Annotated in this window: 19 protein-coding genes; all 19 read right to left on the reverse strand. The window is 69.5% G+C overall.

Features of this window, described 5'->3' with window-relative positions; all coding sequences use genetic code 11:
* Positions 1-30: 30 nt before the first annotated feature.
* Positions 31-318: a 30S ribosomal protein S17 gene (gene rpsQ, locus G8D98_RS05090; protein WP_187566537.1), complete on the reverse strand. Its 288-nt coding sequence runs from the start codon at positions 316-318 to the stop codon at positions 31-33.
* Positions 315-551 carry a 50S ribosomal protein L29 gene (gene rpmC / locus G8D98_RS05095; protein ID WP_187566539.1) on the reverse strand — a complete coding sequence of 79 codons (237 nt, stop codon included), beginning with the start codon at positions 549-551 and terminating at the stop codon, positions 315-317. The genes rpsQ and rpmC overlap by 4 nt, the downstream gene beginning before the upstream one ends.
* Positions 551-970 carry a 50S ribosomal protein L16 gene (gene rplP / locus G8D98_RS05100; RefSeq protein WP_166099934.1) on the reverse strand — a complete coding sequence of 140 codons (420 nt, stop codon included), beginning with the start codon at positions 968-970 and terminating at the stop codon, positions 551-553. Before rplP ends, rpmC begins: the two co-directional genes overlap by 1 nt.
* A gap of 3 nt (positions 971-973) precedes the next feature.
* On the reverse strand, positions 974-1,810 hold the full coding sequence (rpsC, locus tag G8D98_RS05105; protein ID WP_166099936.1) for a 30S ribosomal protein S3: 837 nt from the start codon (positions 1,808-1,810) through the stop codon (positions 974-976).
* Positions 1,810-2,208: a 50S ribosomal protein L22 gene (gene rplV / locus G8D98_RS05110; protein ID WP_166099939.1), complete on the reverse strand. Its 399-nt coding sequence runs from the start codon at positions 2,206-2,208 to the stop codon at positions 1,810-1,812. The genes rpsC and rplV overlap by 1 nt, the downstream gene beginning before the upstream one ends.
* Positions 2,208-2,489, reverse strand: a complete 282-nt coding sequence (gene rpsS / locus G8D98_RS05115) for a 30S ribosomal protein S19 (protein ID WP_166099941.1) — start codon at positions 2,487-2,489, stop codon at positions 2,208-2,210. The genes rplV and rpsS overlap by 1 nt, the downstream gene beginning before the upstream one ends.
* A 12-nt stretch (positions 2,490-2,501) precedes the next feature.
* Positions 2,502-3,338: a 50S ribosomal protein L2 gene (rplB, locus tag G8D98_RS05120; RefSeq protein ID WP_166099943.1), complete on the reverse strand. Its 837-nt coding sequence runs from the start codon at positions 3,336-3,338 to the stop codon at positions 2,502-2,504.
* Positions 3,339-3,361: 23 nt separating this feature from the next.
* Positions 3,362-3,661 carry a 50S ribosomal protein L23 gene (gene rplW, locus G8D98_RS05125; RefSeq protein ID WP_166099946.1) on the reverse strand — a complete coding sequence of 100 codons (300 nt, stop codon included), beginning with the start codon at positions 3,659-3,661 and terminating at the stop codon, positions 3,362-3,364.
* Positions 3,658-4,326, reverse strand: coding sequence for a 50S ribosomal protein L4 (rplD, locus tag G8D98_RS05130; RefSeq protein WP_166099948.1), 669 nt, complete (start codon positions 4,324-4,326; stop codon positions 3,658-3,660). Before rplD ends, rplW begins: the two co-directional genes overlap by 4 nt.
* A gap of 1 nt (position 4,327) precedes the next feature.
* Positions 4,328-4,984 carry a 50S ribosomal protein L3 gene (gene rplC / locus G8D98_RS05135; RefSeq protein WP_187566541.1) on the reverse strand — a complete coding sequence of 219 codons (657 nt, stop codon included), beginning with the start codon at positions 4,982-4,984 and terminating at the stop codon, positions 4,328-4,330.
* A gap of 8 nt (positions 4,985-4,992) precedes the next feature.
* Positions 4,993-5,301, reverse strand: a complete 309-nt coding sequence (rpsJ, locus tag G8D98_RS05140; RefSeq protein WP_012867945.1) for a 30S ribosomal protein S10 — start codon at positions 5,299-5,301, stop codon at positions 4,993-4,995.
* 626 nt (positions 5,302-5,927) lie between these two features.
* Positions 5,928-7,124 (reverse strand): elongation factor Tu, encoded by a 1,197-nt coding sequence (gene tuf / locus G8D98_RS05145; protein ID WP_166099950.1) that lies wholly within the window; start codon positions 7,122-7,124, stop codon positions 5,928-5,930.
* A 118-nt stretch (positions 7,125-7,242) separates the two neighbouring features.
* Positions 7,243-9,357, reverse strand: coding sequence for an elongation factor G (gene fusA, locus G8D98_RS05150; RefSeq protein ID WP_166099953.1), 2,115 nt, complete (start codon positions 9,355-9,357; stop codon positions 7,243-7,245).
* Between the two features lie 111 nt (positions 9,358-9,468).
* On the reverse strand, positions 9,469-9,939 hold the full coding sequence (rpsG, locus tag G8D98_RS05155; RefSeq protein WP_166099956.1) for a 30S ribosomal protein S7: 471 nt from the start codon (positions 9,937-9,939) through the stop codon (positions 9,469-9,471).
* On the reverse strand, positions 9,939-10,313 hold the full coding sequence (gene rpsL / locus G8D98_RS05160; protein WP_128365668.1) for a 30S ribosomal protein S12: 375 nt from the start codon (positions 10,311-10,313) through the stop codon (positions 9,939-9,941). Before rpsL ends, rpsG begins: the two co-directional genes overlap by 1 nt.
* Before the next feature lie 351 nt (positions 10,314-10,664).
* The gene (locus tag G8D98_RS05165; RefSeq protein ID WP_166099958.1) at positions 10,665-11,156 is read right to left on the reverse strand and encodes a mycothiol transferase; all 492 of its coding nucleotides are present in this window, start codon (positions 11,154-11,156) and stop codon (positions 10,665-10,667) included.
* The gene (locus G8D98_RS05170) at positions 11,153-11,848 is read right to left on the reverse strand and encodes a spermidine synthase (RefSeq protein WP_166099960.1); all 696 of its coding nucleotides are present in this window, start codon (positions 11,846-11,848) and stop codon (positions 11,153-11,155) included. The genes G8D98_RS05165 and G8D98_RS05170 overlap by 4 nt, the downstream gene beginning before the upstream one ends.
* A gap of 93 nt (positions 11,849-11,941) precedes the next feature.
* On the reverse strand, positions 11,942-15,829 hold the full coding sequence (locus G8D98_RS05175) for a DNA-directed RNA polymerase subunit beta' (protein WP_166099962.1): 3,888 nt from the start codon (positions 15,827-15,829) through the stop codon (positions 11,942-11,944).
* 94 nt (positions 15,830-15,923) lie between these two features.
* Positions 15,924-19,412 (reverse strand): DNA-directed RNA polymerase subunit beta, encoded by a 3,489-nt coding sequence (gene rpoB, locus G8D98_RS05180; protein ID WP_166099964.1) that lies wholly within the window; start codon positions 19,410-19,412, stop codon positions 15,924-15,926.
* Between the last annotated feature and the right edge of the window lie 123 nt (positions 19,413-19,535).

Raw genomic sequence — 19,535 nt, forward strand, 5'->3', positions numbered from 1 at the left:
CCGGGGTGCGGGGTGGGGTTCCCCGCGATGTCACTTGGCCTTCTCGAGGACCTCGACGACGCGCCAGCGCTTCGTCGCGGACAGCGGCCGGGTCTCCATGATGAGCACCCGGTCGCCGACCCCGGCCGCGTTGCCCTCGTCGTGGGCCTTGACCTTGCTCGAGCGGCGCATGACCTTGCCGTAGAGGGCGTGCTTGACGCGGTCCTCGACCTCGACGACGACGGTCTTGTCCATCTTGTCGCTCACCACGTAGCCCTGGCGGGTCTTGCGGTAGCTGCGCTCGGCGGTGGTCACGGTCTCGTCCTTCGTCTCGCTCACTGGGCTGCACCCTTCACGCCGATGCCGAGCTCGCGCTCACGCATCTCGGTGTAGATCCGGGCGATGTCACGGCGCACGGCACGCAGCCGGCCGTGGTTGTCCAGCTGGCCGGTGGCCGACTGGAACCGGAGGTTGAACAGCTCCTCCTTGGCCTTGCGCAGCTCGTCGACCAGACGGTCGTCCTCGAAGCCGCGAAGCTCCTTGGGGGTCAGGTCCTGGGAACCGACTGCCATCAGAAGTCACCACCCTCTCGCTGGACGAAGCGGCACTTCATCGGCAGCTTGTGCATGGCGAGGCGCATGGCCTCGCGTGCGACGTCCTCCGGGACACCGGAGAGCTCGAACATGATCCGGCCCGGCTTGACGTTGGCCACCCACCACTCGGGCGAGCCCTTGCCGGAGCCCATCCGGGTCTCGGCCGGCTTCTTGGTCAGCGGACGGTCCGGGTAGATGTTGATCCAGACCTTTCCGCCACGCTTGATGTAGCGCGTCATCGCGATACGCGCGGACTCGATCTGGCGGTTGGTGACGTAGGCGGGCTCGAGGGCCTGGATGCCGTAGTCGCCGAACGCGATCGCGGTACCGCCCTTGGCCATACCCGAGCGACCCGGGTGGTGCTGCTTGCGGTGCTTGACTCGACGGGGAACCAACATGGCTCAGGACTCCTCGGTGCTCGGGGCGGCCGGGGCCTGCTCGGCGGGCGCCTGCGCAGCGGCCGGAGCCTGGGCGGCAGCCGGGGCCTGCGTGGCGGCCGGGGCCTCGGTGCGACGGGCGCGGGCCGGGCGGTCGGCGCCGTCACGACGCGGGCCACGACCCTGACGCGGCGCGGTGGCCTGCTGGGCCGCGAGCTCACGCGCGGTGAGGTCGCCCTTGTAGATCCACACCTTGACGCCGATGCGCCCGAAGGTGGTGCGGGCCTCGTAGAAGCCGTAGTCGATGTTCGCGCGCAGGGTGTGCAGCGGCACGCGCCCCTCGCGGTAGAACTCGGTACGGCTCATCTCCGCGCCGCCGAGACGGCCGGAGACCTGGACCCGGATGCCCTTGGCACCGGCGCGGGTGGCCGACTGCATGCCCTTGCGCATGGCACGCCGGAAGGAGACGCGCGCCGAGAGCTGCTCGGCGATGCCCTGGGCGACCAGCTGGGCCTCGATCTCGGGGTTCTTCACCTCGAGGATGTTCAGCTGGACCTGCTTGCCGGTGAGCTTCTCGAGCTCGCCGCGGATCCGGTCGGCCTCGGCGCCGCGGCGGCCGATGACGATGCCGGGGCGGGCGGTGTGGATGTCGACGCGGACCCGGTCACGGGTGCGCTCGATGTCGACACGCGCGATGCCGGCGCGGTCCATGCCCGTGGACATGAGCCGGCGGATCGCGACGTCCTCCTTGACGTAGTCGCGGTAGCGCTGACCCTCCTTGGTGGAGTCGGCGAACCAGCGGCTCTTGTGCTCCGTCGTGAGCCCGAGGCGGAAGCCGTGCGGGTTGACCTTCTGGCCCATCAGCGGGTGCCTCCGTTCGTGGTCGTGGCGGGCTTGGGGGCGACGACCACGGTGATGTGGCTCGTGCGCTTGTTGATCCGGCCGGCGCGCCCCTGGGCGCGCGGACGGAACCGCTTCATCGTCGGGCCCTCGTCGACGAAGGCCTTGGCGACGACGAGCTCACGCTCGTCGAAGCGCTCGGCGGCCTGGTCGGCGCGCACCCGGGCGTTGGCGATCGCGGACTCGAGGACCTTGCGGACCTGGTCGCTCGCACCCTGCGGGGCGAAGCGCAGGACCGACACGGCCTCGCTCGCGTCCTTGCCGCGGATGAGGTCGACGACCCGGCGGGCCTTCATCGGCGTCACCCGGACGTGGCGGGCGACCGCGCGCGACTCGAGGACGGTGTTCTCGGTGGCCATCAGCGACGACGTCCCTTCTTGTCGTCCTTCACGTGACCCCTGAAGGTGCGGGTCGGGGCGAACTCGCCGAGCTTGTGGCCGACCATCGCCTCGGTGACGAACACCGGCACGTGCTTGCGGCCGTCGTGGACGGCGAGGGTGTGGCCGAGCATGTCGGGGCTGATGACCGAACGGCGCGACCAGGTCTTGATGACGTTCTTGCTGCCCGCTTCGTTCTGGGCGTCCACCTTCTTCTGCAGGTGGTCGTCGATGAAGGGGCCCTTCTTCAGGCTACGAGGCATTCCAGGCTCCTATCAGCGCTTCTTGCCGGTACGGCGGCGACGGACGATCAGCTTGTCGCTGGGCTTGCCGGGGCGGCGGGTGCGGCCCTCGGGCTGGCCCCACGGCGAGACCGGGTGCCGGCCACCGGAGGTGCGGCCCTCGCCACCACCGTGCGGGTGGTCGACGGGGTTCATGACCACGCCGCGCACGGTCGGGCGCTTGCCCTTCCAGCGCATCCGCCCGGCCTTGCCCCAGTTGATGTTCGACTGCTCGGCGTTGCCGACCTCGCCGATCGTCGCGCGGCAGCGCACGTCGACGTTGCGGATCTCACCCGAGGGCATGCGCAGCTGCGCGTAGGGCCCGTCCTTGGCGACGAGCTGGACGCGCACGCCGGCCGAGCGGGCGATCTTGGCGCCCCCGCCGGGCTTGAGCTCGACGGCGTGGATGACCGTACCGGTGGGGATGTTGCGCAGCGGCAGGCTGTTGCCGGGCTTGATGTCCGCGCCCGGCCCGTTCTCGATGCTCATGCCCTGCTCGAGGCCACGCGGCGCGAGGATGTAGCGCTTCTCGCCGTCGGCGTAGTGCAGCAGCGCGATCCGGGCGGTGCGGTTGGGGTCGTACTCGATGTGCGCGACCTTCGCCGGCACGCCGTCCTTGTCGTGCCGACGGAAGTCGACGACGCGGTAGGCGCGCTTGTGGCCACCACCGATGTGGCGCGTGGTGATCCGGCCGTTGTTGTTACGGCCGCCGCTCTTGGTCAGCGGACGGACGAGGGACTTCTCGGGGGTCGTGCGGGTGACCTCGACGAAGTCGGCCACGCTCGACCCACGACGCCCCGGCGTCGTCGGCTTGTACTTACGGATACCCATGTCTGTTCAGTCCTTCAGCTTCCTCAGGCGCCGGCGCTGCCGAAGATGTCGATCGAGCCCTCGCGGAGGGTGACGATCGCGCGCTTGGTGTCCTTGCGCTTGCCGATGCCGAACCGCGTGCGACGGGCCTTGCCCGGGCGGTTCATCGTGTGCACGGAGTCGACCTTGACGCCGAAGACCTGCTCGACGGCGATCTTGATCTCGGTCTTGTTCGAGCGCGGGTCGACGAGGAAGGTGTACTTGCCCTCGTCGAGCAGCCCGTAGGACTTCTCGGACACGACCGGGGAGATGAGGATGTCGCGGGGGTTCTTGGCCTGGCTCACTTCTGCTCCTCTTCGGCCGGCGCGGCGGTCTTCTTGGCCGCGGCCTTGCGGGCCGGCTTGGCGGCGGCGACGGTCTCACCGGTGAACGCCTCGTAGGCGGCCTTGGTGAAGACGACGTCGTCGGCGCACAGCACGTCGTAGGTGTTGAGCTGGTCGACCGCGAGGACGTGGACGTCCGGGAGGTTGCGCACCGACTTCAGCGAGACGGTGTCGGCCCGGTCGAGCACGACGAGCAGGTTCGGGCGCTCGGTGAGCCCGGCGAACACGGCGAGCGCGTCCTTGGTCGAGGGGGTCTCGCCGGTGGCGATCGACTCCACGACGTGGATGCGGCCGTGACGGGCGCGGTCCGAGAGCGCACCGCGCAGCGCGGCGGCCTTCATCTTCTTCGGGGTCCGCTGGGCATAGTCACGCGGCTGCGGGCCGTGGACGGTGCCACCGCCGGCGAACTGCGGCGCCCGGGTCGAGCCCTGGCGGGCCCGGCCGGTGCCCTTCTGGCGGTAGGGCTTGCGCCCACCACCGCGCACCTCGCCGCGGGTCTTCGTCGCGTGCGAGCCCTGGCGGGCGGCCGCGAGCTGGGCGACGACGACCTGGTGGATCAGCGGGACGTTGGTCTGGACGTCGAAGATCTCCGCGGGGAGGGTGACGTCGAGCGTCGTGGTTGCCATGTCAGGCCCCCTTCGCAGCCGAGCGGACGAGGACGACCGCGCCGCGCGGGCCGGGGACGGCGCCCTTGACGAGCAGGAGCCCCTTCTCGGCGTCCACGGCGTGGACCGTCAGGTTCTGGGTGGTGTGCCGCACGCCGCCCATCCGGCCGGCCATCCGCATGCCCTTGAACACGCGGCCCGGGGTGGCGCAGCCACCGATCGAGCCGGGCTTGCGGTGGTTGCGGTGGGCACCGTGGGAGGCGGAGACGCCGGAGAAGCCGTGCCGCTTCATGACACCGGCGAACCCCTTGCCCTTGGTCGTCGCGCTGACGTCGACGGCCTGGCCGGCCTCGAAGGTGTCGGCGCCGACCTCCTGGCCGAGGCTGTACTCGCCGGCGTCGGCGGTGCGCAGCTCGACGAGGTGGCGGCGCGGCGTGACACCGGCCTTCTCGAAGTGGCCGGTGAGCGGCTTGGTGACCTTGCGCGGGTCGATGGCGCCGTAGCCGAGCTGGACGGCGGCGTAGCCGTCGGTGTCGTCGGCGCGGACCTGGGTCACGACGTTCGGGCCGGCCTGGATCACGGTGACGGGCACGAGACGGTTGGTCTCGTCCCACACCTGGGTCATGCCGAGCTTGGTGCCCAGCAGACCCTTCTGGGTCTTCGTGGCAGTGGTGGTCATCGCGAGCCTCAGAGCTTGATCTCGATGTTGACGTCAGCCGGGAGGTCGAGGCGCATCAGCGAGTCGACGGCCTTGGGCGTCGGGTCGATGATGTCGATGAGGCGCTTGTGGGTGCGCATCTCGAAGTGCTCGCGGCTGTCCTTGTACTTGTGCGGGGACCGGATGACGCAGAAGACGTTCTTCTCCGTCGGGAGCGGCACGGGGCCGACCACGGTCGCACCCGCGCGGGTCACGGTGTCGACGATCTTGCGCGCCGAGCTGTCGATGACCTCGTGGTCATACGACTTCAACCGGATGCGGATCTTCTGTCCCGCCATCTGATGTTCCGTCTCTCTCTCGCCGTCCGAACTGTCTGTGTGCCGGTCACCGGACCTGCGACCCCCGAGGTCGGGCGTGTCGCCCTCGCTCCGCAGCACGAGGCCTTGCGCGGTCTCCCGCGCCTCGTCCGTGGGGTTCGGCGCTCCGGTGGTACCGGGCCTGGCTCTTCGCCGACGAGCCGCCCCGCCGACCCGGCGGTTCGAGACCTCGTCGCGGTGGGCACGTCCGACCCTCGCGGGTCGCTCGTGCACGCCAAGCAACCCGTCCAGTGTGCCAGAGCGCCGGTGCACGGCCAAATCGGCCGCTACACCCGAGGGGCCCCCTCCCCCGGCACCTCGGGGACCGTGGCGCGTCGACCGTCGGCCACCACGTGCCTGACGGTGGCTGCTGCGCGTGTCGGGGTCTCACGTAGACGCCGCCATGACCTGTGGAGGTGGCTGTGCCGCGTCCTCGCTCCGCCTGCTGCGCAGCCTCGTACCCGGTCCTGCCCGGCGGGCAGCAGGACGCCCGGTCGACAGGACGCGACCGGCAGCGAGCGAGGGGGCCGGCACGGCGACGGGCCCCGCCCCACCTGTCGGTGGAACGGGGCCCGTCGACGAGCCGCCGGCGGCTGACCGGCGTCAGGTCACTTGTTGATCTTGGTGACCCGGCCGGCGCCGACGGTGCGGCCGCCCTCGCGGATGGCGAAGCGCAGGCCCTCCTCCATGGCGATCGGCTGGATGAGCTCGACGCTCATCTCGGTGTTGTCGCCGGGCATGACCATCTCGGTGCCCTCGGGCAGGTGCACGACACCGGTGACGTCCGTGGTCCGGAAGTAGAACTGCGGACGGTAGTTGTCGTAGAACGGCGTGTGCCGGCCACCCTCGTCCTTGCCGAGGATGTAGACGTTCGCCTCGAACTCGGTGTGCGGGGTGATCGAGCCCGGCTTGACGACGACCTGGCCGCGCTCGACGTCCTCGCGCTTGATGCCGCGCAGGAGCAGACCGACGTTCTCGCCCGCACGCGCCTCGTCGAGGAGCTTGCGGAACATCTCGATGCCGGTGACCGTCGTCTTGGTGGCCGGACCCTCGTGGATGCCGACAATCTCGACCTCCTCGTTGACGTTGAGGACACCGCGCTCGACACGGCCGGTGACGACGGTGCCGCGACCGGTGATCGTGAAGACGTCCTCGACGGGCATGAGGAACGGCTTGTCCGTCTCGCGCTCCGGCTCGGGGATGTAGGTGTCGACCGCGTCCATGAGCTCGAGGACGGACTGCGCCCACTCCTCGTCGCCCTCGAGGGCCTTCAGGGCCGAGACCTTGACGACCGGCAGGTCGTCACCGGGGAACTCGTAGGACGTGAGGAGCTCACGCACCTCCATCTCGACGAGCTCGAGGATCTCCTCGTCGTCGACCATGTCGGCCTTGTTGAGCGCGACGACGATGTAGGGGACGCCGACCTGGCGGGCCAGGAGGACGTGCTCCTTGGTCTGCGGCATCGGACCGTCGGTCGCCGCCACGACGAGGATCGCGCCGTCCATCTGGGCCGCACCCGTGATCATGTTCTTCACGTAGTCGGCGTGGCCCGGGCAGTCGACGTGCGCGTAGTGGCGCTGCTCGGTCTGGTACTCGATGTGCGCGATGGAGATGGTGATGCCGCGCTGCTTCTCCTCGGGCGCCTTGTCGATCGAGTCGAAGGGCGACTCCTCGTTCAGCTCCGGGTACTTGTCGTGCAGCACCTTGGAGATGGCGGCCGTCAGCGTCGTCTTGCCATGGTCGATGTGACCGATGGTGCCGATGTTGACGTGCGGCTTGGACCGCTCGAACTTTGCCTTCGCCACTTGCTTGTCCTCCTAGGACTCTTCTTACGGGTAACGCCGAAACGACCGGGCAGGACGTGGCGTCGTCGGGGGGTTGATGGATGCTTCTCTCAACGGAGACCAGCGACCACTCTAGCGGTCACTCGCCCCTGGTCTTCTTGATGATCTCCTCGGCCACGGACTTGGGCACCTCGGCGTAGGAGTCGAACTCCATCGAGTAGTTCGCCCGGCCCTGCGTCTTGGAGCGCAGGTCGCCGACGTAGCCGAACATCTCCGAGAGCGGGACGACGCCGCGGACGACCTTGGCGCCGCTGATGTCCTCCATGGCCTGGATCTGGCCACGGCGGGAGTTGATGTCGCCGATGACGTCGCCCATGTAGTCCTCGGGCGTGCGCACCTCGACGGCCATCATCGGCTCGAGGAGGACCGGCTCACACTTGCGCACGGCCTCCTTGAACGCCATCGACCCGGCGATCTTGAACGCCATCTCCGAGGAGTCGACGTCGTGCGCCTGGCCGTCCAGCAGGGTCGCCTTGACGCCAACCATCGGGTAGCCGGCGAGGATGCCGTACTGCATGGCGTCCTGGATGCCGGCGTCGACCGAGGGGATGTACTCGCGCGGCACGCGCCCACCGGTGACCTTGTTCTGGAACTCGTACAGGTCGCCCTCGGTGGTGTCCAGCGGCTCGAGCGCGATCTGCACCTTCGCGAACTGGCCCGACCCACCGGTCTGCTTCTTGTGGGTGTAGTCGTACCGGTCGATGCCGCGGCGGATCGTCTCGCGGTAGGCCACCTGCGGCTTGCCGACGTTCGCCTCGACCTTGAACTCGCGCTTCATCCGGTCCACGAGGATGTCGAGGTGGAGCTCGCCCATCCCGGCGATGATCGTCTGGCCGGTCTCCTCGTCGAGGGTGACCTGGAAGGTCGGGTCCTCCTCGGCGAGCTTCTGGATCGCGGTGGAGAGCTTCTCCTGGTCGCCCTTGGTCTTGGGCTCGATCGCGACCTGGATGACCGGCTCCGGGAAGCTCATCGACTCCAGGACGACCGGGTGGTCGATGTTGCTCAGGGTGTCGCCGGTGGTCGTCGACTTCAGCCCGATGGCGGCGTAGATGTGCCCGGCCATGGCCTCATCGACGGGGTTCTCCTTGTTGGCGTGCATCTGGAAGAGCTTCCCGATGCGCTCCTTCTTCATCTTCGTGCTGTTGAGCACCTGGGTCCCGGAGGAGATGTGCCCCGAGTAGACCCGGATGAAGGTGAGCGTGCCGAAGAACGGGTGCGCGGCGACCTTGAAGGCCAGCGCCGAGAACGGCTCGTCCTTGCTCGGCTTGCGGGTGACCTCCTCGTCCTCCGCGCCCGGGGCGTGCCCGTGCATCGGGGGGACGTCGACCGGCGAGGGCAGGTAGTCGACGACGGCGTCGAGCATCGGCTGCACACCGCGGTTCTTGAAGGCCGAGCCGCACAGGACCGGGTAGACCTCGGAGGCGATCGTCAGCCGGCGGATCCCGGCCTTGAGCTCCTCGGGGGTCAGCTCGCCACCCTCGAGGTACTTCTCCATGAGCGTGTCGTCGGACTCGGCGACCCGCTCGACGAGGTGCTGGCGGTACTCCTCGGCCCGCGCCTGCAGGTCGGCCGGGATCTGCTGGATCTCGTACTTCGCCCCGAGCGTGACGTCGCCCTTGGCGTCGCCCTCCCAGACGAGGGCGCGCATGTAGATCAGGTCGACGACGCCGACGAAGTCGGACTCGGCACCGATCGGCAGCTGGAGCACGAGCGGCTCCGCACCGAGGCGGTCCTTGATGGTGTCGACGGTGAAGTAGAAGTCTGCGCCGAGCTTGTCCATCTTGTTGACGAAGCAGATGCGCGGCACGCCGTACTTGTCGGCCTGGCGCCACACCGTCTCCGACTGGGGCTCGACGCCCTCCTTGCCGTCGAACACCGCGACGGCGCCGTCGAGGACGCGCAGGGAGCGCTCGACCTCGACGGTGAAGTCGACGTGGCCGGGGGTGTCGATGATGTTGATCTGGTGGCCCTCCCAGAAGGAGGTGACCGCCGCGGAGGTGATCGTGATCCCCCGCTCCTTCTCCTGCTCCATCCAGTCCGTGGTCGAGGCACCGTCGTGCGTCTCGCCCATCTTCCGGTTGACACCGGTGTAGAAGAGGATGCGCTCCGTCGCCGTCGTCTTGCCGGCGTCGATGTGCGCCATGATGCCGATGTTGCGGACCTGGTTGAGGTCCGTCAGGACGTCCTGTGCCACGTTCTGTGCTCTCGTCTCGTCGCTAGGTGTGTGCGGGAAGGTGCGCGTCGGTGCTGCTCACCGGTGCCCCGGGGCCGGCCGCGGGGTGGGCGGCCGGGCCCCGGGAGGTGGTCACCAGCGGTAGTGGGCGAAGGCCTTGTTGGACTCGGCCATCTTGTGCGTGTCCTCACGGCGCTTGACCGCGGCACCGAGGCCGTTGGAGGCGTCGAGGATCTCGTTCATCAGCCGCTCGGTCATCGTCTTCTCGCGACGCTGGCGCGAGTAGCCGACGAGCCAGCGCAGCGACAGGGCGGTCGCCCGGTTGGGCTTGACCTCGACCGGGACCTGGTAGGTCGCACCGCCGACGCGGCGGGACTTGACCTCGAGGGTCGGCTTGATGTTGTCCAGCGCGCGCTTGAGGGTCTGGACCGGGTCGGTGCCGGTCTTGTCGCGGCAGCCCTCGAGGGCGCCGTAGACGATCCGCTCGGCGGTCGACTTCTTGCCGTCGAGCAGGACCTTGTTGACCAGCGCGGTCACGAGCGGGGAGGCGTAGACCGGGTCGACGACCAGCGGCCGCTTCGGGGCGGGTCCCTTGCGTGGCATCAGCCCTTCACCTTCTTCGCGCCGTAGCGGCTGCGGGCCTGCTTGCGGTCGCGGACGCCCTGGGTGTCGAGCGCGCCGCGGATGATCTTGTAGCGCACGCCGGGCAGGTCCTTCACGCGGCCGCCGCGGACGAGCACCATCGAGTGCTCCTGGAGGTTGTGGCCGACACCGGGGATGTAGGCGGTGACCTCGATGCCGCTCGTCAGGCGCACACGGGCGACCTTGCGAAGGGCGGAGTTCGGCTTCTTCGGGGTGGTGGTGTACACACGGGTGCACACGCCACGGCGCTGCGGGGAGCCCTTGAGCGCAGGAGTCTTGACCTTGGTGGTCTTGTCCTGCCGGCCCTTGCGCACCAGCTGGTTGATGGTCGGCAACCTGAGTCCTTCGTCTTGTCTGGTCAAGTGTCGGCATCTCCGCCGACACTCCTTGTCATGGCCGCTGCTCGACCCCCGCACTCGGGTGTGTCGCACCGGCTGCTCCTCCCTGCACTCCCCATGCGCCACCCTCGAGGAGAGGGTCGGTGGGGCGCCCGGCAGGAGGTGGGCGAGGCCGCACCCGCCGCCTCGCGGCGTCGGGCCCGGCTCCACGGTCTGGACCTAGCCAGACACAGCACTCAAGCGTACCGGCCCGCGCGCGGCCACCCAAATCGGTTCGAGTCCGGCCTCGACACGGCCTCATGTGGGCAAACACCGCGAGGGCGGCGCGTGTTCCCCGGCATCGCGTCCTCAGAGCACGATGTACCGGCGACCGTCGAGCAGCTCGCGGGCGGCGTCGAGGTGGCCGGCGTGCGTGGCGGTCTCGACGAGGACGTGGAGCACGACCGATCGGACGTCCGGGAAGGCCAGCCCCACCTGCTCCCACCACGGCTCGGTCCGGGCCGGCGGGGCGCCGAGGTCGCTCACGGCGAGCACGTCGTCGGCCGCCGCGACGGCGGCCCGGTAGGCACCGACGACCTCTGCGGCCTGCTCGTGCTCACCGACGACCCAGTCGGACAGGCCGTCCTCCGGCAGGTCCACCTCCCGGCCGGCGACGACCACCTCGAACCAGTACCGCTCGTCGGAGAGGGTGAGGTGACGCACGAGGCCCAGGCAGCTCCAGCCGGACGGCAGGACAGCACGGCGCAGCTGCCCGTCGTCGAGACCCTCGAGCTGGTCGAGGATGTGCCGGCGGGCGCCGCTGAGCCGGCGAAGGAGGACCTCGCGGTCGGGTTCGCTCATCCCCCCACCATGCCCGACCGACGCAGCAGGTAGAGGGCGTAGTCGAGGTCGCGTCCCTCGCGGTGCACGGGGAGGGCGACCTCGGCGACCGCGTCGGTGGGCTCGGCCACCGCGCGTAGGTCGGCGAGCAGGTCGGGCGCCCGGTGCGAGGACCACACGACGAGCAGCCCGCCCGGGGCCAGGACCTCCCGGGCCGCCGCCAGGCCCGCGGCCGCGTAGAGGCCGGCGTTCCGGCTGTGGACGAGGAAGCCCGGCCCGTTGTCGACGTCGAGTAGCACCACGTCCCACGGGCCGGCCGGGCCCGCGGCGCCCCGGAGCACCTGCGCCACGTCGGCGACGTGCAGTCGGCAGCGCCCGTCCTCGAGTCCGGCGAGCTCGGGGACGAGGCCGTCGCGCGCCCAGGCGACGAGCGGGGCGGCGAGCTCGACGACGTCGAGGTGGCGCACCCGCGGGTCGTCGAGGACCGCCCGGGCCGTGAACCCGAGACCGAGCCCGCCGACGAGGACGTGGGCCGGTGCGGGGTGGCGATGCAGCGCCTCCGTCGCGAGGAGAACCTCGGTCGAGGTGTCGACCGTGTCCATCGCGAAGGTGCCGTCGACGACGAGCTCGAGGACGTCGCCGCGGCGCCGCAGGGCGACCTCGCCGTCGGGGGTCTTTTCCCGCGCGAGGGTCTCGGGCCGGGCGGGGTCCATCGGGTCAGTCTCGTCGACGGAACAGGACACGCCGTGCGGGCCAGTGCCCACACGGCGTGTCCGGTGCGCTCGACGGGCGAGCGGTGCCTCCCGTCAGAGGCGGTCGAGACCCAGCTCGGAGTCGTCGAGGCGGACCGCCTCGCCGGTGCCCGGGCCGAACGAGAACGCGTAGTCCTCGTAGTTCGGCATCGAGTACATCGCGGCCTTGGCCTCCTCGGTCGGCTCCACCGTGATGTTCCGGTAGCGGGTCAGGCCCGTGCCGGCCGGGATGAGCTTGCCGAGGATGACGTTCTCCTTGAGGCCGAGCAGCGGGTCGGACTTGCCCTCCATCGCCGCCTCCGTGAGGACACGGGTGGTCTCCTGGAAGGACGCGGCCGACAGCCACGACTCGGTCGCCAGCGAGGCCTTGGTGATCCCCATGAGCTCGGGGCGACCCGAGGCCGGGGTCCCGCCCTCGGCGACGACCCGGCGGTTCTCCTCCTCGAAGCGGCCACGCTCGGCGAGCATGCCCGGCAGCAGGTCGGCGTTGCCCGACTCGATGATCGTGATCCGGCGCAGCATCTGCCGGACGATGACCTCGATGTGCTTGTCGTGGATCGACACACCCTGCTGGCGGTAGACGTTCTGCACCTCGTCGACGAGGTGCATCTGCACCGCGCGCGGGCCGAGGATGCGCAGCACCTGCTTGGGGTCGATCGACCCCTGCGTCAGCTGCGCGCCGACGTCGACGTGCTGGCCGTCCTGGACGAGCAGGCGGGCCCGCTTGGTCACCGGGTAGGCGTGCTCCTCGGAGCCGTCGTCCGGCGTGACGACGATCCGCCGCGCCTTGTCGGTCTCCTCGATGCTCACCCGGCCGGAGGCCTCGGTGATCGGGGCGACACCCTTGGGGGTGCGCGCCTCGAACAGCTCGACCACACGCGGCAGACCCTGGGTGATGTCGTCACCGGCCACACCACCGGTGTGGAAGGTCCGCATCGTCAGCTGCGTGCCCGGCTCGCCGATGGACTGCGCGGCGATGATGCCGACGGCCTCGCCGATGTCGACGAGCTTGCCCGTCGCCAGCGAGCGGCCGTAGCACTTGGCGCAGGTGCCGACCCGGGAGTCACAGGTGAGGACCGAGCGGACCTTGACCTGGTCGACCCCGGCCGCGAAGAGCGCGCCGATGACCACGTCGCCGAGGTCGATCCCCGCCTGGGCGAGGACCTCCCCGTCCTGGACGACGTCCTCGGCCAGCGTGCGGGCGTAGACCGCGGTCTCGACGTCGTCGTGGACCGCGCGGGTCCCGGTGCGCTCGTCGGTCGTCGCGATCGGCATGGTCAGCCCACGCTCGGTGCCGCAGTCGTCCTCGCGGATGATGACGTCCTGGGAGACGTCGACGAGGCGCCGGGTGAGGTACCCGGAGTCGGCGGTCCGCAGCGCGGTGTCGGCCAGCCCCTTGCGGGAGCCGTGCGTGGAGATGAAGAACTCCAGCACCGACAGGCCCTCGCGGAAGTTCGCCCGGATCGGACGCGGGATGATGTCGCCGCGCGGGTTGGACACCAGACCACGCATGCCGGCGATCTGCCGCAGCTGCATCCAGTTGCCTCGCGCCCCGGAGCTGACCATCCGGAAGATGGTGTTCGTCCGCGGGATGTTGGCTTCCATCTCCTTGGCGACCTCGTTCGTGGCCTGGGTCCAGATCTCGATGAGCTCCTGGCGGCGCTCGTCGTCGGTGATCAGGCCGCGCTCGTACTGCGTCTGGACCTTGGTCGCCTTCTCCTCGTAGCCCTCGAGGATCTCACCCTTGCGGGAGGGGGTGACGACGTCGGAGATGGCCACCGTCGTCCCGGAGCGGGTCGCCCAGTGGAAGCCGTACTCCTTGAGGGCGTCCAGGCTCGCCGCGACCTCGACCTTGCTGTAGCGCTCGGCGAGGTCGTTGACGATCGTCGAGAGACGCTTCTTGTCGACCTGGTCGTTGACGTACGGGTAGTTCTCCGGGAGCGTCTCGTTGAACAGCGCCCGGCCGAGGGTCGTCTCGAGGGTCATCGACTCCACGAAGCCGTCTTCGTCGACCGTGACGCCCTCGGGCACCTCGGTCATCGGGGTCGGGACGAAGTGGTTCAGCCGGATGCGCACCGGGCTGCCCAGCTCGATCTCGCCGGCGTCGAAGGCCATCCGGGCCTCGGCGGGGCCGTTGAAGACCCGCCCGGCACCGGGGCCGTCCTCCACCTCGGAGGTGAGGTGGTACAGGCCGATGATCATGTCCTGGGTGGGCATGGTCACCGGGCGCCCGTCGGCCGGCTTGAGGATGTTGTTCGAGGACAGCATGAGGATGCGGGCCTCGGCCTGGGCCTCCGCCGACAGGGGCACGTGCACGGCCATCTGGTCACCGTCGAAGTCCGCGTTGAACGCGGTGCACACGAGCGGGTGGATCTGGATGGCCTTGCCCTCGACGAGCTGCGGCTCGAAGGCCTGGATGCCGAGACGGTGCAGCGTGGGCGCCCGGTTGAGCAGGACCGGGTGCTCGGTGATGACCTCCTCGAGCACGTCCCAGACGACCGAGCGCTGGCGCTCGACCATGCGCTTGGCCGACTTGATGTTCTGGGCGTGGTCGAGGTCGACGAGCCGCTTCATGACGAACGGCTTGAACAGCTCGAGCGCCATCTGCTTGGGCAGACCGCACTGGTGCAGCTTCAGCTGGGGGCCGACGACGATGACCGAACGGCCCGAGTAGTCGACGCGCTTGCCGAGCAGGTTCTGGCGGAAGCGGCCCTGCTTGCCCTTGAGCATGTCCGAGAGCGACTTCAGCGGGCGGTTGCCCGGGCCCGTGACGGGGCGGCCGCGGCGGCCGTTGTCGAAGAGGCTGTCGACGGCCTCCTGGAGCATCCGCTTCTCGTTGTTGACGATGATCTCGGGGGCGCCGAGGTCGAGCAGCCGCTTGAGGCGGTTGTTCCGGTTGATGACCCGGCGGTAGAGGTCGTTGAGGTCGGAGGTCGCGAAGCGGCCACCGTCGAGCTGGACCATCGGACGCAGGTCCGGCGGGATGACCGGGATCGCGTCGAGCACCATGCCCGCGGGCTGGTTGGTCGTCGTCTGGAACGCGGACACGACCTTGAGGCGCTTGAGGGCGCGGGTCTTGCGCTGGCCCTTGCCGGTGGCGATGACCTCGCGCAGCGCCTCGGCCTCGGCCTCGAGGTCGAAGGACTCCAGGCGCTTCTGGATGGCCGCGGCGCCCATGCCGCCCTCGAAGTACAGGCCGAACCGGTCGCGCATCTCGCGGTAGAGGACCTCGTCGCCCTCGAGGTCTTGGACCTTGAGGTTCTTGAAGCGGTCCCAGACCTGCTCGAGCCGCTCGAGCTGCTGGTCGGCACGGCGGCGGATGGCGTTCATCTCGCGCTCGGCGGAGTCGCGCACCTTGCGCTTGGCGTCGGACTTGGCACCCTCGGCCTCGAGGGCGGCGATGTCGTTCTCGAGCTTCTTGGCCCGGGTCTCGACGTCGGCGTCGCGCCGGTTCTCGATCTCCTTCTTCTCGACCTGGATCTGGGCCTCGAGCGAGGGCAGGTCGGCGTGCCGCTGGTCCTCGTCGACGTGGGTGATCATGTACGCCGCGAAGTAGATGACCTTCTCGAGGTCCTTCGGAGCGAGGTCGAGCAGGTACCCGAGGCGGCTCGGGACACCCTTGAAGTACCAGATGTGGGTGACGGGGGCGGCCAGCTCGATGTGGCCCATCCGCTCACGCCGGACGGCGGCGCGGGTGACCTCGACGCCGCAACGCTCGCAGATGATGCCCTTGAAGCGGACCCGCTTGTACTTGCCGCAGGCGCACTCCCAGTCCCGGGTCGGGCCGAAGATCTTCTCGCAGAAGAGGCCGTCCTTCTCGGGCTTGAGGGTGCGGTAGTTGATCGTCTCGGGCTTCTTGACCTCGCCGTGGCTCCAGGCACGGATGGAGTCGGCCGTCGCGAGGCCGATCCGGAGCTCGTCGAAGAAGTTGACGTCGAGCACGTGGTTCCTTCTCTCGTTGCTGAAATCTCTGGTCTGACTGATGTGAGTCGGGCGGGCTCCCCGGCCCGGGCGCGTGCCCGGGCCGGGTCACCTGTCAGACCTCTTCGACGCTGCTCGGCTCCCGCCGGGACAGGTCGATACCGAGCTCCTCGGCGGCGCGGAAGACATCGTCCTCGGCGTCGTGCATCTCGATGGTGGAGCCGTCACTCGACAGCACCTCCACGTTGAGGCAGAGGCTCTGCATCTCCTTGATGAGCACCTTGAAGGACTCCGGGATGCCGGGCTCGGGGATGTTGTCGCCCTTGACGATGGCCTCGTAGACCTTGACCCGGCCGTTGACGTCGTCGGACTTGATCGTCAGGAGCTCCTGCAGCGCGTAGGCCGCGCCGTACGCCTCGAGGGCCCAGACCTCCATCTCACCGAAGCGCTGGCCACCGAACTGGGCCTTCCCGCCGAGCGGCTGCTGGGTGATCATCGAGTACGGACCCGTGCTGCGCGCGTGGATCTTGTCGTCCACGAGGTGGTGCAGCTTGAGGATGTACATGTAGCCGACCGACACCTCGTGCGGGAAGGGCTCGCCGGAGCGGCCGTCGAAGAGCCGGGCCTTGCCCGAGCCGTCGATCAGCCGGTCACCGTCCCGGGTGGGGTTGGTGCTGTCGAGCAGGCCGACGATCTCGTTCTCACGGACGCCGTCGAACACCGGGGAGGCCACGCGCGTGCCGGCCGGCGCCTCGCGGGCGTCGTCCGGGATGAGCTCGGCCCACTCCGGGGTGCCCTCGATGTTCCAGCCCCGGCTGGCGGCCCAGCCCAGGTGGAGCTCGAGGATCTGCCCGACGTTCATCCGGCCCGGGACACCGAGCGGGTTGAGCACGACGTCGACCGGCGTGCCGTCCTCGAGGAAGGGCATGTCCTCGACCGGGAGGATCTTGGAGATGACGCCCTTGTTGCCGTGGCGACCGGCGAGCTTGTCGCCGTCGGTGATCTTGCGCTTGTTCGCCACGTAGACGCGCACCAGCTGGTTGACCCCGGGCGGGAGCTCGTCGCCCTCGTCCTTGTCGAAGACCTTGACGCCGATGACGGTGCCGGTCTCGCCGTGGGGCACCTTGAGGGAGGTGTCGCGGACCTCGCGGGCCTTCTCGCCGAAGATCGCGCGCAGCAGGCGCTCCTCCGGGGTCAGCTCGGTCTCGCCCTTGGGCGTGACCTTGCCGACGAGCAGGTCGCCGTCGCGGACCTCGGCACCGATCCGGATGATGCCGCGCTCGTCGAGGTCGGCGAGGACGTCCTCGCTGACGTTCGGGATGTCGCGGGTGATCTCCTCCGGGCCGAGCTTGGTGTCGCGGGCGTCGACCTCGTGCTCCTCGATGTGGATCGAGGACAGGACGTCGTCCTGGACGAGGCGCTGGGAGAGGATGATCGCGTCCTCGTAGTTGTGGCCCTCCCACGGCATGAACGCGACGAGCAGGTTGCGCCCGAGCGCCATCTCGCCGCCCTCGGTCGCGGGACCGTCGGCGATGAGACCGCCGGCCTCGACCCGCTGGCCCTCGTCGACCCGGACGACCTGGTTGTAGCTGTTGCCCTGGTTGGACCGGTCGAACTTCGCGATCCGGTAGGTGCGCTGCGTGCCGTCGTCGGCGGCCACGGTGACCAGGTCGGCGGAGACCTCGGTGACGACGCCGGCCTTCTCGGCGACGACGACGTCACCGGAGTCGACGGCGGCCCGGTACTCCATGCCGGTGCCGACGAGCGGGGCCTCGGCCCGCACGAGCGGCACGGCCTGGCGCTGCATGTTCGAGCCCATGAGCGCGCGGTTGGCGTCGTCGTGCTCGAGGAACGGGATGAGCGCGGTCGCCGCCGAGACCATCTGCCGCGGCGAGACGTCGATGTAGTCGATCTCCTCGGCCGGGACGTACTCGACCTCGCCGCCCTTGACGCGCACGAGGACGCGCTCGTGGACGAACCGGCTGCCGTCCTCGGTCAGCGTGGCGTTCGCCTGGGCGATGACGTGCTCGTCCTCCTCGTCGGCCGAGAGGTAGACGACCTCGTCGGTGACCCGGCCCTTGTCGACCCTGCGGTAGGGGGTCTCGATGAACCCGAAGGAGTTGATCCGGCCGTAGGAGGCGAGCGAGCCGATGAGGCCGATGTTCGGGCCCTCAGGGGTCTCGATCGGGCACATCCGGCCGTAGTGGCTCGGGTGGACGTCACGGACCTCCATGCCGGCCCGGTCGCGCGAGAGCCCGCCCGGCCCGAGGGCCGACAGACGCCGCTTGTGCGTCAGGCCCGCGAGCGGGTTGTTCTGGTCCATGAACTGCGAGAGCTGGCTGGTGCCGAAGAACTCCTTGATGGAGGCGACGACCGGCCGGATGTTGATGAGCGTCTGCGGCGTGATCGCCTCGACGTCCTGGGTCGTCATCCGCTCGCGGACCACCCGCTCCATCCGCGACAGGCCGGTGCGGACCTGGTTCTGGATGAGCTCGCCGACGTTGCGCAGCCGGCGGTTGCCGAAGTGGTCGATGTCGTCGGTCTCGACCCGGACCTCGACGTCGGCACCGCGGCGGTGGCCGGCCAGGGTCTCCTCGCCGGCGTGCAGCGCCACGAGGTAGTGGATCGTCGCGACGATGTCCTCGAGCGAGAGGGTCGACTGGGACAGCTCGGCGTCGACCCCGAGCTTCTTGTCGATCTTGTAGCGGCCGACCTTGGCCAGGTCGTAGCGCTTGCCGTTGAAGTAGAGGTTCTCCAGCAGCGTCTGCGCGGCCTCGCGGGTCGGCGGCTCACCCGGACGCAGCTTGCGGTAGATGTCGAGGAGGGCGTCGTCCTGGTCGGTCGTGTTGTCCTTCTCCAGGGTGGCCCGCATCGACTCGTACTCGCCGAACTGCTCGAGGATCTCGGCCTCGGTCATGCCGAGCGCCTTGAGCAGCACGGTCACCGACTGCTTGCGCTTGCGGTCGACGCGCACGCCGACCATGTCGCGCTTGTCGACCTCGAACTCCAGCCAGGCGCCACGGCTCGGGATGACCTTGGCGCTGAAGACGTCCTTGTCGGAGGTCTTGTCGGGGGTGCGCTCGAAGTAGACGCCCGGGCTGCGGACGAGCTGGGAGACGACGACCCGCTCGGTGCCGTTGATGATGAAGGTGCCGCGGTCGGTCATCAGCGGGAAGTCGCCCATGAACACCGTCTGGCTCTTGATCTCGCCGGTGGTGTTGTTCATGAACTCCGCGGTGACGAACAGCGGGGCGGAGTAGGTCTGGTCGCGCTCCTTGCACTCCTCGATGGAGTACTTGACCTCCTCGAAGCGGTGGTCGCGGAAGCTGAGCGACATCGAGCCGCTGAAGTCCTCGATCGGGGAGATCTCCTCGAAGATCTCCTCGAGACCGGAGCGCTCGGGGACGTCGTCGCGCCCGGCCGCGCGGGCCTGGGCGACGCGCTCCTGCCAGCGCTCGTTGCCGAGGAGCCAGTCGAAGCTCTCGGTCTGGAGGGCGAGGAGGTCGGGGACCTCCAGGGGCTCACGGATCTTGGCGAAGGACAGACGGCCCGAAGCCGTCCGGGCGGTGTTCACATGCTTGGACGTGGTGCGCGAGGCAGCCAAGGAGGGTTCCTTCCACGGGCCTGGTCGAACGTGCGGGCTGGCCGCTCCCGACCCCACCGTCCGCCGCGGTCCGCTCCGCCCGCGGGTCTCCCGGGACAGCCGGGAGCATGGCGGTGGAACGGC

The organism is Phycicoccus endophyticus (assembly GCF_011326735.1).
Taxonomy (GTDB): domain Bacteria; phylum Actinomycetota; class Actinomycetes; order Actinomycetales; family Dermatophilaceae; genus Phycicoccus; species Phycicoccus endophyticus.

Coding starts and splice junctions, on each gene's coding strand:
- rplC (WP_187566541.1), bottom strand. CDS start 4,984: ATGACCACCACTGCCACGAAGACCCAGAAGGGTCTGCTGGGCACCAAG.
- rpsS (WP_166099941.1), bottom strand. CDS start 2,489: ATGCCTCGTAGCCTGAAGAAGGGCCCCTTCATCGACGACCACCTGCAG.
- rplD (WP_166099948.1), bottom strand. CDS start 4,326: ATGGCAACCACGACGCTCGACGTCACCCTCCCCGCGGAGATCTTCGAC.
- rpsJ (WP_012867945.1), bottom strand. CDS start 5,301: ATGGCGGGACAGAAGATCCGCATCCGGTTGAAGTCGTATGACCACGAG.
- G8D98_RS05170 (WP_166099960.1), bottom strand. CDS start 11,848: ATGGACCCCGCCCGGCCCGAGACCCTCGCGCGGGAAAAGACCCCCGAC.
- rplP (WP_166099934.1), bottom strand. CDS start 970: ATGTTGGTTCCCCGTCGAGTCAAGCACCGCAAGCAGCACCACCCGGGT.
- G8D98_RS05165 (WP_166099958.1), bottom strand. CDS start 11,156: ATGAGCGAACCCGACCGCGAGGTCCTCCTTCGCCGGCTCAGCGGCGCC.
- rpsC (WP_166099936.1), bottom strand. CDS start 1,810: ATGGGCCAGAAGGTCAACCCGCACGGCTTCCGCCTCGGGCTCACGACG.
- rpsG (WP_166099956.1), bottom strand. CDS start 9,939: ATGCCACGCAAGGGACCCGCCCCGAAGCGGCCGCTGGTCGTCGACCCG.
- rpmC (WP_187566539.1), bottom strand. CDS start 551: ATGGCAGTCGGTTCCCAGGACCTGACCCCCAAGGAGCTTCGCGGCTTC.
- rplB (WP_166099943.1), bottom strand. CDS start 3,338: ATGGGTATCCGTAAGTACAAGCCGACGACGCCGGGGCGTCGTGGGTCG.
- rplV (WP_166099939.1), bottom strand. CDS start 2,208: ATGGCCACCGAGAACACCGTCCTCGAGTCGCGCGCGGTCGCCCGCCAC.